Annotated in this window: 10 protein-coding genes and 1 riboswitch; of the genes, 5 read left to right on the top strand and 5 right to left on the bottom strand. The window is 61.2% G+C overall.

Annotation, left to right across the window (positions count from 1 at the left end):
• Nucleotides 1-37: 37 nt before the first annotated feature.
• A riboswitch (Lysine riboswitch) is annotated at nt 38-206 on the top strand.
• A gap of 65 nt (nt 207-271) precedes the next feature.
• Genes dapA through dapD form a run of 3 tightly spaced genes read left to right on the top strand, consistent with a single transcriptional unit; the run spans nt 272 to nt 4,073 of the window.
• Nucleotides 272-2,581, top strand: coding sequence for a 4-hydroxy-tetrahydrodipicolinate synthase (dapA, locus tag AAA138_RS04270; RefSeq protein WP_349089680.1), 2,310 nt, complete (start codon nt 272-274; stop codon nt 2,579-2,581).
• Nucleotides 2,574-3,314 carry a 4-hydroxy-tetrahydrodipicolinate reductase gene (gene dapB, locus AAA138_RS04265; protein WP_349089679.1) on the top strand — a complete coding sequence of 247 codons (741 nt, stop codon included), beginning with the start codon at nt 2,574-2,576 and terminating at the stop codon, nt 3,312-3,314. Before dapA ends, dapB begins: the two co-directional genes overlap by 8 nt.
• A gap of 39 nt (nt 3,315-3,353) precedes the next feature.
• On the top strand, nt 3,354-4,073 hold the full coding sequence (dapD, locus tag AAA138_RS04260; protein WP_349089677.1) for a 2,3,4,5-tetrahydropyridine-2,6-dicarboxylate N-acetyltransferase: 720 nt from the start codon (nt 3,354-3,356) through the stop codon (nt 4,071-4,073).
• Nucleotides 4,074-4,319: 246 nt separating this feature from the next.
• On the opposite strand, the gene AAA138_RS04255 is transcribed toward dapD, so the two are convergent.
• The 5 genes from AAA138_RS04255 to AAA138_RS04235 form a co-directional block, all read right to left on the bottom strand.
• Complete coding sequence (locus AAA138_RS04255) at nt 4,320-5,324, bottom strand: nucleoid-associated protein (RefSeq protein WP_195644741.1); 1,005 nt, start codon at nt 5,322-5,324, stop codon at nt 4,320-4,322.
• 111 nt (nt 5,325-5,435) lie between these two features.
• Complete coding sequence (locus AAA138_RS04250) at nt 5,436-6,596, bottom strand: DUF2974 domain-containing protein (RefSeq protein WP_349089676.1); 1,161 nt, start codon at nt 6,594-6,596, stop codon at nt 5,436-5,438.
• Between the two features lie 114 nt (nt 6,597-6,710).
• Nucleotides 6,711-7,661: an L-lactate dehydrogenase gene (locus AAA138_RS04245; protein WP_195919773.1), complete on the bottom strand. Its 951-nt coding sequence runs from the start codon at nt 7,659-7,661 to the stop codon at nt 6,711-6,713.
• A gap of 201 nt (nt 7,662-7,862) precedes the next feature.
• The gene (locus AAA138_RS04240; protein WP_117745888.1) at nt 7,863-9,026 is read right to left on the bottom strand and encodes an aminotransferase class I/II-fold pyridoxal phosphate-dependent enzyme; all 1,164 of its coding nucleotides are present in this window, start codon (nt 9,024-9,026) and stop codon (nt 7,863-7,865) included.
• Between the two features lie 118 nt (nt 9,027-9,144).
• Nucleotides 9,145-11,124, bottom strand: a complete 1,980-nt coding sequence (locus AAA138_RS04235) for an NAD(+) synthase (protein ID WP_349089675.1) — start codon at nt 11,122-11,124, stop codon at nt 9,145-9,147.
• A gap of 203 nt (nt 11,125-11,327) precedes the next feature.
• Between AAA138_RS04235 and AAA138_RS04230 the strand changes: the two genes are divergently transcribed.
• Complete coding sequence (locus tag AAA138_RS04230; protein ID WP_349089674.1) at nt 11,328-12,272, top strand: hypothetical protein; 945 nt, start codon at nt 11,328-11,330, stop codon at nt 12,270-12,272.
• 138 nt (nt 12,273-12,410) lie between these two features.
• Nucleotides 12,411-13,757 carry a hypothetical protein gene (locus tag AAA138_RS04225; RefSeq protein WP_349089673.1) on the top strand — a complete coding sequence of 449 codons (1,347 nt, stop codon included), beginning with the start codon at nt 12,411-12,413 and terminating at the stop codon, nt 13,755-13,757.
• Nucleotides 13,758-13,890 lie beyond the last annotated feature (133 nt).

Below are 13,890 nucleotides of genomic sequence, written 5' to 3'. Positions count from 1 at the left end.
CTCTTGTTTGGTAAAGTGCAACGTGGTAGGGTCGTTACCACTTGATAGAGGCGCGGGCACGAAGAGCCGCGGGCGAGCCGGCAGGCTTTGACCCCGCGGGGAGGCGAAACCCGCCGAACTGGGTTTTTCGGGCACGAACAACCTGGTGGGCCTGCGGGAAACACCCGCAGGACTGTCTGCAGCAATGCGGGAGCGCTATCCGGACATGGGGTCCACGCTATGCGGATTCGATGCGCCGATGGCGCCGTCTGGATAGCGAGGTTTACGGGACATGGCATTGACCCCCAACGAAGCATATGCGGCCAAACAGCCGTTTGTGGACAAGGAAACGCTCGAGCATATCGTCGAGCAGTTCCCCACGCCGTTTCACCTATACGACGAGGCGGGCATCCGCCGCAACATGCAAGAGGTGCGCGACGCCTTTGCGTGGAACCCGGGCTTTAAGGAATACTATGCCGTCAAGGCCAACCCTAACCCGGCACTCATCTCCATCCTCAACGAATACGGCTGCGGCTGCGATTGCTCGAGCTATACCGAGCTCATGATCGCCCGCTCACTGGGTATCACCGGCCACGACATCATGTTCTCGTCCAACGACACGCCGGCGGCGGATTTTGAGCTCGCCGACAAGCTGGGCGCCATCGTCAACTTTGACGACATCAGCCATATCGAGTTCTTTGAGCGCGTCGCGGGCCCCATCCCCAAGACGGTCAGCTGCCGTTTTAACCCGGGCGGCCTGTTCCAGCTCTCCAACGGCATCATGGACAACCCCGGCGACTCCAAGTACGGCATGACCACCGAGCAGCTCTTCGAGGCTTTCCGCATGCTCAAGGCCAAGGGCGCCGAGAATTTTGGCATCCATGCCTTCCTTGCCAGCAATACCGTCACCAACGACTATTATCCCAAGCTCGCACGTACCCTCTTTGAACTTGCCGTGCGCCTGGAGCGTGAAACGGGCGCACATGTCGCCTTTATCAATCTGTCCGGCGGCGTCGGCATCCCCTATCTGCCCGAGCAGCAGGCCAACGACATTCACGCCATCGGCGAGGGAGTGCACGCGGCCTACGACGAAATCCTGGTTCCTTCCGGCATGAGCGATGTGGCCATCTGCACCGAGATGGGCCGCTTTATGATGGGCCCCTATGGCTGCCTGGTCACCAAGGCCATCCACGAGAAGCAGATTTACAAGGACTATATCGGCGTGGACGCAAGCGCCGTCGACCTCATTCGTCCCGCTATGTATGGTGCCTACCACCACATTACGGTAATGGGACAGCCGGGTGGCCCTGACAAGACCGCAGCACCGGTCACGAACACGTATGACATCACGGGCAACTTGTGCGAGAACAACGATAAGTTCGCCATCGACCGTGAGCTGCCGCAGATCGACATGGGTGATGTGCTCGTGATCCACGATACCGGCGCGCATGGCTACTCCATGGGCTACAACTACAACGGCCGCCTGCGCTCCGCCGAGGTGCTGCTGCGCCCCGACGGCTCGGCCGACCTTATCCGCCGCGCCGAGCGCCCGGGCGATTATTTTGCCACGCTCGACGTGCTGCCGTGCGGCCGTGAGCTGCTGGCCAAATCGCGTGCCGAAAGCGCTCGTCGTCGCGCCCAGGACGAGAGCCTGGCCGTCGCCGCCCAATGGAACAAACGCATCCAGATCGCGGAAGCGAAGGAGAAGAACATGGATATCCGCAACCTCGAGGGCTCGATCGTCGCCCTCGTCACGCCGTTTAAAAAGGACGGCAGCGTCGACTTTGACGCGCTCGAGTGCCTTATCGATTTCCACCTGCAAAACGGCACCGACGCCATCCTCACCCTGGGCACCACCGGCGAGAGCGCCACGATGACCGATGACGAGGACAACTCCGTCGTCGCCGCCGTGGTCAAGCATGTTGCGGGACGCGTCCCCGTCATCGCCGGCTCGGGCTCCAACTCCACGCAGACGATGCTCACCAAGTCGCTCACCTACCAGGGCTTGGGAGCCGACGGCCTGCTGCTCATCACCCCCTACTACAACAAGTCCAATGAAGAGGGTATCTATCAGCACTTTAAGACCGTCGCCGATGCCGTGGACATCCCCTGCATCCTGTACAACATCCCCGGCCGCTGCGGCTGCGGCATCAGCGAGCGCAACGTAGAGCGCTTGGCCGCGCACCCCAACATCATGGGTATTAAGGAAGCCTCGGGCAACGTCGCCTACGCGGCCAAGATTGCCCACCTGCTGTCCGACGACTTCCGCATGTACTCGGGCGAGGACGCGCTCACCGTGCCGCTCATGAGCCTGGGCGCCTCGGGCACCATCAGCGTGTGGGCCGACGTTCAGCCGCAGCTCGTGCATGACATGTGCCGCGCCTACCTGGACGGCGACGTGGAGCGCGCCCGCGACATCCAGATTGCCGGCCAGCCGCTCATCAACGCCCTCTTTAGCGAGGTCAACCCCATCCCCGTTAAAGAAGCGCTCGCTCAGATGGGTATGATCGAGGCAAACTACCGTATGCCGCTGTGCCCCATGGCAGACGACACGCGCGCTGCACTTACCGATGCTCTGAAGGGAGCTGGTCTGCTTGATTAAGACTGTCATTATGGGAACGGGCCGCATGGGCTCGCTCATCCGCACTACCGCCGAGGGCGTTGTCGACGCCGCCGGTCAGCCCGTTTTTGATATCGTCGCCCAGATCGGTTTTGATCTGTCCGAGCTCGAGGACGCCCCGGCAGCCGACGTCATCATCGACTTCTCGAACGTCGTTACCTTCGATGCCGTCGTCGCCTATGTCGAGCGCACGGGCGCCGCGTTGGTCTCGGGCACCACGGGCTACACCCCCGAGCAGATGGACCGCCTGCGCGAGCTGGGCCAGAATGCCCGCGTTATGCACTCGGGCAATTACTCCATCGGTATTGCAGCCCTGCGTCATCTGGTAGCGCAGGCCACACGCGAGCTGCCCGGCTTTGACTGCGAGATCGTCGAGACACACCACAACCAAAAGGTCGATGCCCCCAGCGGCACAGCCAAGTTGCTGCTCGATGCCGTCGTCGAGGCCGAGCCCGAGGCAGGCTATCACCCCGTCTATGGCCGCGAGGGTATGTGCGGCGCGCGCGACCCCAAGGAGATCGGCATGCACTCGCTGCGCGGCGGTACTGTCGCCGGCGTGCACGAAGTGAGTTTCTTTGGCCAGGATGAGGAAGTCACGCTCACGCATCGCGCCACGAGCCGTCAGATCTTTGTCAACGGCGCCTTGGCAGCCGCGCAGAAGCTCGTCACCCGCGAACCCGGCTTCTATACGTTCGACCAGGTCATGTTTGCCTAACCAGATATCAACCGTATCCACGCAAAGGAGAAACAGCATATGAGCAACGCAGCCGAGATGGATGCACAGGAGATTATCAACTACATCGCCACTGCGCCCAAAAAGACGCCCGTCAAGCTGTACGTGCGCGAGAAACCGGGCATGAAGGTCCAGTGGGGCAATGCACACGTCTACGGCGGTCGTCGCGGCAAGACCGTCTTTGGCGACTGGGATGAGCTCAAGGCCATCCTCGATGCCAATGCCAACTCCATCGACTACTACGACGTCGAGAATGACTGCCGCAACTCCGCCGTCCCCATGCTCGACCTTAAGGGCATCAACGCCCGCATTGAGCCGGGCGCGATCATCCGCGATCGCGTCGAGATCGGCGACCGCGCCGTCATCATGATGGGCGCCATCATCAACATCGGCTCCGTTATCGGCGAGGGCTCCATGATCGACATGGGCGCCGTCCTGGGCGGCCGCGCAACCGTGGGCAAGAACTGCCACATCGGCGCCGGCACCGTACTGGCAGGCGTCGTTGAGCCCGCCAGCGCCACGCCCGTCATCATCGAGGATGATGTCATGATTGGCGCCAACGCCGTGGTCCTGGAGGGCGTTCGCGTGGGCAAGGGCGCCGTCGTGGCTGCCGGTGCCGTATGCGTCGAGGACGTCCCCGCCGGCGCCGTCGTGGCCGGTGTCCCCGCCCACGTCATCAAGATGCGCGACGAGAAGACCGACAGCAAGACTGGCCTGGAAGAGGGCCTGCGCAAGCTGTAGAAGTTGCGCGGTTTTACCAAACCGCGCAACGGCTCGACGCTACAAACGCCCCTAAGCGGCAATCTGGCGTTCAATCGTCGGGCATGACCAGAAGGTCAATGCCCTCCTCTTTCACGTCACCTTGCTCGCTCTGGGTCGTTTTCGCTGACGCATGCTCAACCTGCGGCGCAATTCAATCCCAAGCAAAAAGGCCGAAGCACCAACGGAGCTTCGGCCTTTGTTTTGTCTGCAGCTTACAAGCGCAGTTTATCGATTCTCAATTGACCCGATGTTTTTGAGCTCGATGGAGATGAGGCCGTTGGGCTCGTTGACGAACTCGATGTATTCGGAGTTCGAACCCATCTCGGCCGGGAAGCTGATTTCGATACCCGTGTCGGTACGGATCTTGTGATTGCGCACAGCTGCGCGCTCGACCTGTTTGCGCTCCACGGGCACGCGCTCGGGCACCTTCTCCTCGGTCAGTGCCGCGCGCACGCTCTCCTTGATAACCGGTTCGTTCTCAAAGACCTCGTCGACGATATCCCAAGGCGGCAGCTCCTCGTCATCCTCGACCTTCTCGGCAACGGCAGCCTTAACCTTGGCGAGCGCTACAGCCGTGTTGGCACCGTGCTCCTCGGCGACTTCCTCGACCACACGCGTCACGGTGTCGATGACCTCCTTGCCCGATACGCCCGTGTCGCACTGCAGCAGGCCATCGGGGATAAGCATACGGTCCTCGCCGGCAATCTTGCGCTTCTTGTCCACGTAGCCGATCTCCATGGTACTCGCACGCACGATTGCATAGCTCGGCACCTTTTGCGAGGGATTCGGCAGAATGGCGTAGTGGCGCGCAATGTCGTTGCGCACCTCGCCCTCTTCGCGACCCACCTCGTGCATAAAAGCCTGCTTGGAGCCCAGCAGCATCACGGCAAACCAGCGGGCATCCTCATCGTCGTCAAAATCGGCCACGAGCACGTCAGTGGACTCGGCTTTCTCGGCCTTGGTAAGTTCGGAAGAGATGAACTCCGCAATCTGCTGAGACAGATCCACGAACTCACGCTCACCAAAGAAATAGCCCTTGAGCTCGCCGCCGAATGCGGAGTTCTCGGCAAACGTGGCACGCTTGTTATCAGCCGAGGTACGAGCGCGCCGCAGGTGCGTGGTTACGAAATTACGCACGGTGCGGCTCTCGATATCGAGCTCGCGCTGGCTCATAACGTTGACGGCAGAGTCAAAGTCCAGGATATGCAGAATCGCGTGATTGATTTTCATATACGGCATTCCGTTCTAGATCGATTTCGGCACGAACCAGTATAGCGGTCGATCCCGCCCCAGGCGCATCGAAGATTGGTGCATCGGGGACAGGTTGCTTTGCACCAATGGTTAGCGCAGGAGCTCGGACTGCCAAGCCTCGAGCTGTTCTGCCAAGCTCTTGCCGGCAGCGGGCATGTCGATCTGGGGACGTTTGGGCAGAAGCGCACACTTAAGAATCGCAACGATAGTCTGCGAGACAAAGCGTCGCGTATCCTTGTCAAAGCCTTGCGCAGCCTGGAGCATCACGGGCAGGCTCTCGCGCAGATTCCCAGCGATATCCGCAAACCGCTCAGCACCCGTAGCCTCAAGCACGGAGAACAACGCATCTACAAAACGCTCGCGCTCGTTAGGCGACACCGCAAGCAGCATCTCGCGAATGGAGCCATCAACGTATCGAGCACCGGCGGACAGGCGCTCACAGTACACGAAGTCGCGACCATCAACCACCCAGCTAAAGGGATTATGCTGAAGCAGGCTGAACTCGGTGCTCTCAACGATGGCATAGTCCTCCTGTGTCTCGAACATCATGCCAAAGATCGACGACCGAGGTAGCGTCTTGTCGATTCGACCGGATAGGTCGGCGAAGGCGTTGCCGCTCAGAAACTCCTCGACGAAGCCCGGACCATCATGGGAATACGCCCGTTCGATTCGCTCACGGGCGACATCGGGGCACATCGCCGCACCGTACACCGCAAGGTTTCCACCCTTGGAATGACCTCCACACAAAAGCGGCCCGTCAATCGCATCCGCCGCCTCGTCTACATAACGCGCCGCGGATTCCTGGGCCGGCACAGGACACCGGAACGCCATGTTAAAGTCCTCTTTCCAGCCCACAATCGTGCTGTCGGTCCCCCGGAAGGCAAGATAGCTAAACCCCGCCGGAAATCGGAACGTCATGGCCGCAAACTGCTCCGTTGTCTCGGCATCACTCACGCTACGATAGCCGCAAACACGAACGCCACGGTAGGGAGGGCTTGCTGCCACAGCCTCCAACAGGGCACGACTCCCCTCCGGATCCCACAGGTCGCCAATCATGTCTTGGTAGCACTCGGCGCGCAGCAGCTCGCGTACGTCTAGGCCCTGCCAGTTCGTCAGCTCCGCCATATCACCCGGCAAACGCAAATAGGACAACCACGCAAAGACCAGGCTATCCACCGCGCAGAACGGCCGCTCCTCAAACGGATCAAACGCCGTCTGGGCATAGGTCAAAAAATTAGGCGAATCCGACATGGCCCTCCCATCGACTATAGTGCATTGGGGTCAGGTTACTTTGCACCAAAAAAGCGCCCGGGCCGCGTGGACTCGGACGCCTTCATTGTAGCTTTTCGCTCTAGCGAGCTTGATTTAGCAGGAGAAGTCGACGCTGTCGATGATGTCCTTGAGGGCCTTGGCGGAGACGGTGAGCTCATGCTGCTCGTCATCGTCCAGCGGCACGGGGACGCGGCAGACAACGCCGTCGCGGCCAACGACGGTCGGCATAGAGATGGCAAGATCGGACAGGCCGTACTCGCCCACCATGAGCGAGGAGACAGGCAGAACGGTCTGCTCATCGCGCATGACGGCAGTGCAGATGCGCTTGACGGCCATAGCGACACCGTAGTAGGTGGCGTGCTTCTTCTCGATGATGGTGTAGGCGGAGTTCTTGACGTCCTCGGCGATGCGCTTCTCGGCAGCCTCATGCTCCAGGTGGCCGTGAAGCTCACAGAAGGTGTTCAGCGGAACGCCGGCAACCTGAGCGCTGGACCAAGCGACAAACTCGGAGTCGCCGTGCTCACCCATGACGTAGGCCTGGACATCGCGCGGGTCAACCTCGACGTGGGCGCCAAGCATCTGCTGCAGACGGCCGGTGTCGAGCACGGTGCCGGAACCGATGACGTGGCCCTCGGGCAGGCCGGACATCTTGATGGCGGCGTAGGTCAGAACATCGACCGGGTTGGAGACGATGAGCAGAATGCCGTCGAAGCCGGACTTCTTAATCTCGGGGATAATGGACTTAAAGATGCTGACGTTCTTGTTGACCAGGTCCAGGCGGGTCTCACCGGGCTTCTGGGCAGCGCCGGCGGTGACGACAATCATGGCGGCGTCGGCGACATCGGAATAATCGCCGGCGTAGATCTTCATCGGCTCGGCAAACGTCATGCCGTGCGCGATATCCAGGGCCTCACCCTCGGCGCGGTTCTTGTCCACGTCGATGAGGACCATCTCGGAGAACAGACCGCTCTGCATCAGCGCGAACGCCGAAGACGAACCGACGAAACCGCAGCCGACAATAGCGACCTTCTTCTCGTTAACCATTAGAAACTCCCATCTCACTCCACAAACAAGCCGCCCGGGAACGACCCGAGCGGCTTGTCGTAATCCCAATACATCCAATCGGGACTTTGATTATGCTCCTATTCGCAGCCAAAAATCGACCGTTTACCGAAATTGTTTGCAGGATTCGTAAAATAACTGCACGAAATCGGTTTCGATATATTGACGAGGCGAAATAGCTTTCTAATACAGGCCCGCCTCGCGAATAGCCTCGACAGCCAAAGCGATCTGGTCGGGCGGCAAGACCAGCGCCATGCGCACGTGCCCCTCGCCCGAAGGACCAAAGCTCGCGCCCGGCGTCACCACAACGCCGGCCTTCTCCATGAGCTCCTCGCAAAACGCCATGGAATCGGTGCGGCCACCGGGAAGCTTGGCCCACACAAACATAGAGCCATGCGCGTTGGGGCGCTCCCAGCCCAAGCCCTCAAGACCGTCGCACAGGGCATCGCGACGCTCCTGGTACTTCAGACGCTGCGCCTCGACCTCATCGCGCGGGCCATTAAGGCACGCGATGGCGGCCTTCTGGATCGGGAAGAACATGCCAAAGTCGATCTGGCTGCGCAGCTTGGCAAAGGCCGAGACCACATCCTCGCGACCGACCAAAAAGCCGATGCGGGCACCGGTGACGTTAAACGACTTGGAAAGCGAGAAAAACTCCACGCCCACCTCGAGCGCACCGGGATACTGCAAGAAGCTGCCGCCGGGCTCGCCGTCAAACACGATGTCGGAGTACGCGTTGTCATGAACGATCAACAGATCGTGCTCGCGGGCGAAAGCGATGATCTCCTCGTAGACCTCGGGCGTGCCCACCGAACCCACCGGGTTCGCGGGCAGCGACACGATCATGTACTTGGCACGATCGGCCACCTCGGGATCGATACCCGCCACATAGGGCAGGTAATTGTGCTCGGCAACCAGCGGATAGTACTCGAGCTTGGCATCGGCAATCTTGGCACCCGCCTCAAAGACCGGGTAGCACGGATCGGGAACCAGAATGGTGTCACCCGGATCGAGCAGGGCCAGGCCCAAATGACCCACGCCCTCCTGCGTGCCGTTGCACGACTGCACCATGGACGGCGTAATGCCCGAAACGCCAAAGCGGCGCTCATAGTAATCGCACACGGCTTGCTTGAGTTCGGGCAGGTCGCGCAGGGCATACTTCCACATCTCGGGATCTTGGGCTGCTTGCGTGAGCGCCTCGACCACATGGTCGTACGGCTTAAAGTCGGGCGTGCCCACGCTCATGTTGTAAATGGTCTTGCCCTGAGCCTTCAGCGCGAGAAGCTTGTTGTTGAGCGAGGCGAAGACCTCCGCGCCAAAGCGGTCGAGACGCTGCGATGCCTGCATGGTGCCACCTTTCGATATAAAAAACGCGGCGCTCCGACAAGAGCGCCGCGCGATACGGGCCATCAGATTGCAAAAGTGTAACGCTTGCAACCCCCGCATTGGTTCAATTTAGCCAACCTTAGTCAATTGGATTGAGCGCGTCGATCTGCGCAAGCCACAGACGCGAACTGGCGTCACTCGGCATACGCCAATCGCCGCGCGGGCTGAGCGTCACCGAGCCCACCTTGGGACCATCGGGCAGGCAGCTGCGCTTAAACTGCTGGGCAAAGAAGCGACGATAGAACGCACGCAGCCACGTGTGGACGGTCTTGGCGTCGTAGACACCCTCGAAACTCTTGAGCGCCATGCGGTAGATCTTGCCCGGCTCAAAGCCAAAACGCAGCAGGTAGTAGAGGAAGTAGTCGTGCAACTCGTACGGGCCCACCAAATCCTCAGTCTTCTGCGCAATCTCGCCGTCGCCCGTGGGCGGCAGAAGCTCGGGAGATACCGGCGTATCGAGGATATCGAGCAAGACCTCGGCAATACGCCCGCCAAAGACATCAGCCGCATAGCGCACCAGATGGCGCACAAGCGTCTTGGGCACGCTCGCATTGACGGCATACATGCTCATGTGGTCTCCGTTATAGGTAGCCCAGCCGAGCGCCAGCTCCGACAGATCGCCCGTACCGATGACAAAACCGCCAGCCTGGTTGGCCAGATCCATCAGAATCTGCGTGCGCTCGCGGGCCTGGCTGTTCTCGTAGGTCACGTCCTGCACGGCCGAATCGTGCTCAATGTCCTTGAAGTGCTGCTCCACAGCCGCGTGGATCGAAACCTCGCGGAAGCTCACACCCAGGTCGCGGGCAAGCGACTCGGCATTGGACTTGGTGCGATGCGTCGTGCCAAAGCCAGGCATGGACACGGCTGTGATACCGGTGCGCGGCAGCTCCAGCGCATCGAAGGCACGCACGGTTACAAGCAGTGCCAGCGTGGAGTCCAGGCCGCCCGAAAGGCCGATGACCGTAGCCTTGGTACCCGTGTGGGCAAGGCGGGTCTTGAGGCCCGCAGTCTGCAGATCGAGGATCGTCTCGCAGCGCTCTGCCAAGTCGCCGTGGTCGGCCGGCACAAAGGGAGCACGGGGGAAGACACGGTCGATGTCGAGTGCATCGCGCAGGACAGGCTCTTTGGCCAGCACGCCCTCAAACGAAAATTCAACGGTTGTGGCCTCCGGCGCATCGTCCGCGCGCGTCCACGTTGTCGAGCGACGGCGCTCGGCAACCAGACGGTCGAGGTCAACATCGGCAACCGCCATATCGCAGGTAAGGAGCTTCGTCGCCGCCAGCTTAGAGCCGTTTTCGTAGACGAGGTTCTCGCCCGCAAAGACCATATCGGTCGTGGACTCGCCCTCGCTCGCGTCTGCATAGGCATAGGCACAGTAGAGGCGCGCACTCTGATTGGAGATGAGGCTACGTCGGTAATCTGCCTTACCGATGATCTCGTCGGAAGCGGAGGGGTTGAGAATCACCGTGGCACCGGCAAGCGCCATCTCGGTCGAGGGCGGCGCAGGTACCCACAGGTCCTCACAGACCTCGACGCCCAGCACCAGGTCCTCAGCACCCTCATCACAGCAGCGGTAGACAAGCCCCGAACCCAGCGGAACCGGACCCTGACCGGCAAACTCGACCCACACAGGATCTGCGGGCCCCGGAGCAAACCAGCGGCGCTCGTAGAACTCGCCATAGTTGGGCAGATACTTCTTGGCCGTAAGGCCCAAAAGCTCGCCCGCGCAGCACACGGCGGCGCAGTTGTAGATGTTTTCTGCCACCGCAACGGGCAAGCCAACGGTAAAGACAATCGGCAGCTCACGAGTCTCATCGAGGATATGCACCAGAGCAGCCTCGCAGGCATGCAGCAGCGTGCGGTTATGGAACAGGTCGGCCGCGGTATAGCCGCACAAGTTGAGCTCGGGCAGCACCAGCGCGCGAACGCCGCGTTCGGCAGCCTCGCGAACAGCCGCCAGCGCAACCTCGGCATTGCCCTCGACATCGGCTACGCGAATCCGCGGCGAGGCCGCCGCCACACGCAAAAAGCCATCAGACTGAGAAAGGTGAAGATTCATAAGAGTGCTCCCGTGCGTAGACGCCATTCAACACAATTAGCAAGCCCTATTGTAGTTCAACCGCCGGGCGCAACCGCATCCCACCAACTTGGTGAGCTATTGATGAGTTGATGGTATCTGTTAAATGTCACGTACGATTCACATCTGGTGGGTACCCTGATGGCTACACGAAACGAAGCAGATTTACACCGGGAGGACCCCGTATGACAACCAAGTACACCGACGCGCCGCGCACGCGCGTCATGACGCCGGCATCGCTCAACAACGGCGTGCACGAGAACCATTCCATCGGACAGACCATGGCCATCGCGCCCAAAAAGGGCCTGTTTGACGACATTTCCATTCCCCAGATCATCGCCGGCGCCGCAGCTGCCGCCACGAGCGTCGCGCTTGCCTCCAAGATCGGTATCGCCGGATCGGTGATCGGTGCCGCTGTGAGCTCGGTCATCACCGTTGTGTCCTCGCAGGTCTACCGCCACTTTATCTCTGCCAGCGCCGAAGCCCTCAAGGGCACGCACGCCGACGTCGACTACCCCGCCGGCGCCTACGAGCCCGTTGAGTTTAATGCCGAGGAGCACCTGGGCGGCGCCGCGACTACGCAGGAGATGCGCCAGATTGCGGGGCGCGCGACCACGGCCCGCGTCGCCCCTAACAGCCTGCGCGCCAAGGCCGCGGCAGAGCGCAGCCAGACGCAAAAGAAGGTCATCGTCTTCTCGATCGCCATCGCCATCGTCGCGGTCATCGCCTGCACCGGCGCCATCCTTATCACCACCGCCGGTGAGGGTCTGGGCGAGCGTCCCGAGCCAATCCTTTCGTCGCGCACGGCCGAGCACGACGCGGACAGCTCAAGCCAATCGCAAAGCCAGCAGGACAACTCGCAGGACACCTCCGCATCTACCGATTCGTCCCCGAACGCCCCCGATCAGTCGCAGGGCGCCGAATCTCCTGTGAACAACAACGGTACGCAATCCGGCACAACCGACTCAAGCCAAACGACCGACGGCTCTCAACCGAGCACGGGCGACCAGACGAGCGGCAATACATCGGGCACGGGATCTACCGACAACGGCAACACCAACAGCTCGGGCGGAACCGCCTCCGGCACGGCATCTGACAGCTCGAGCCAAGGCACGACGTCGGGCAACTAAGCACGTTTGCCTCTCATAGATAACCGACCTGCATAACGGGCGCGAACCGGCAACGGTCGCGCCCGTTTACCTTGGACGCCGAGGTAGCAAGCCCCGCGCGATGGTAAGATGCTTTGGTGTGTAAAGAGGAGATTTGCCATGAGCAAGACAATAGTTAGGCCCACGCTTTCGCTGGGCAACCACATCTATCTGTATCGCCTACTGCGCGATGCAATCGGATGCGGCAAGCAAACGTTTATGACGCAGGTCGAGGAGGCACTCGTCGCTGGTGACATGGCCGCTTATGACCTGGGCTTCGAGTCCACGCGCGAGCTGCTCGAGGAGCTCGACGACTGCATTAAGCTGACCGTCTTTAAGGGCGGTCGCCTGTATGCCACCGTCATCGCCAACGATGCCTGGGATACCGCCCTTGCCAAGGGCGAGGATAAGCCCAAGGCAGCCAAGGGAGCCAAGCAGTCCTACAAAAAGAAAAAGCGCGGCGAGAAGGACCTCAAGGCCGTGCGCCCTAAGCACGTTAAGCGTCCCGAGCCCGAGCCCGTGGCCGAAGTCGCTCCGGAGCCCGAGCCCGAGACAGAGATCGAAGTCGCTATTGAGGTAACGGCAGAAGCCGAAACCGAAATCGCCGCCACGACCGATCCCAAAGTCATATCCGAGCAGGAAGCCACTACGGAGCTCAACGAGGCTCCCAAGTCGACACCCGAAGAAGCCGCTAGCCAACCTGAGGCGCCTGCGCTCCAAAACAGCGATGTCTTTGGCGACGAGGCCGAGGACGATCAGCCCGAAGAGCCCGCAGAACAGGACGCTACCGAGGCGGCATCGGAGCCCGAGGCACCGCAGCCTGCCATCTCACTCACGGTCGTCTATGACCCCGAGAACGCAAACGCCGGCATCACCACCATGGCATCCACGCCCATCGAGGCAAAGTCGAGCGTCGAGAACGAGAACGCGACGCAGGTTGAGGTTGAAACCGCAGTTGCAGACGCGCCCGTCACCGTGAAGCCCGCAGATTCCACAACCAAGCCGAAGACGACGCTGGAGCCCGCAGATTCCACGATCAAGCCGGAAGCGACGCCGGAGCCCGCACCCGTCATCGAATCCGTGCCCGCCGCTGTTTGCGACCAAATTCCCGCACCGGCACCGTCTCCGGCCCCCGCTGCAGCACCGGCCCCCGCACCCGCAGCACCGACCATCCCCAAGGACTTCCCCATCGATTTCGCAACCGAGGTCTTCTGCCCCGGCCCGCTTCTGCACCAGCTGTCGACCTATCTCCCCTACGGCGCCGACACGCTCGGCATCGTCGGCGAGTACTACTGGATCGCCCGCGAGCGCGGTACCATCGAGGCCGCGCGAAACCGCGCAAGCTTCCCCCTGCACTACACGCAGGCCGGCGAGCGCCGCGAGGTTGCCGTGCGCATCCGCCGCAACACCACCGGCGGTCTCGGAGCCACCTGGGCCATCGACAAAGTCGAAGAACCCGAGCAGTAACGACAAACGGCTCAAATCCAAACCCGGATTTGAGCCGTTTTTATTAGCATTCATCGATGTTCCGTGACCAACAGCGAGCGGGCCGCAAGTGCCCCAGGTTGCCGTGAAAGAGGAGCGACGCGTACTTCGGTAC

The sequence above is a fragment of the Collinsella sp. CLA-JM-H32B genome (assembly GCF_040098065.1).
Taxonomy (GTDB): Bacteria; Actinomycetota; Coriobacteriia; order Coriobacteriales; family Coriobacteriaceae; genus Collinsella.
This window is presented reverse-complemented; position numbering and strand designations above follow the sequence as displayed.

What these genes read in the sequence shown, in the direction of transcription:
- dapD (WP_349089677.1), top strand. Translation starts at nt 3,354, where the DNA reads ATGAGCAACGCAGCCGAGATGGATGCACAGGAGATTATCAACTACATC.
- AAA138_RS04245 (WP_195919773.1), bottom strand. Translation starts at nt 7,661, where the DNA reads ATGGTTAACGAGAAGAAGGTCGCTATTGTCGGCTGCGGTTTCGTCGGT.
- AAA138_RS04235 (WP_349089675.1), bottom strand. Translation starts at nt 11,124, where the DNA reads ATGAATCTTCACCTTTCTCAGTCTGATGGCTTTTTGCGTGTGGCGGCG.
- AAA138_RS04240 (WP_117745888.1), bottom strand. Translation starts at nt 9,026, where the DNA reads ATGCAGGCATCGCAGCGTCTCGACCGCTTTGGCGCGGAGGTCTTCGCC.
- AAA138_RS04225 (WP_349089673.1), top strand. Translation starts at nt 12,411, where the DNA reads ATGAGCAAGACAATAGTTAGGCCCACGCTTTCGCTGGGCAACCACATC.
- AAA138_RS04255 (WP_195644741.1), bottom strand. Translation starts at nt 5,324, where the DNA reads ATGAAAATCAATCACGCGATTCTGCATATCCTGGACTTTGACTCTGCC.
- dapA (WP_349089680.1), top strand. Translation starts at nt 272, where the DNA reads ATGGCATTGACCCCCAACGAAGCATATGCGGCCAAACAGCCGTTTGTG.
- AAA138_RS04250 (WP_349089676.1), bottom strand. Translation starts at nt 6,596, where the DNA reads ATGTCGGATTCGCCTAATTTTTTGACCTATGCCCAGACGGCGTTTGAT.
- AAA138_RS04230 (WP_349089674.1), top strand. Translation starts at nt 11,328, where the DNA reads ATGACAACCAAGTACACCGACGCGCCGCGCACGCGCGTCATGACGCCG.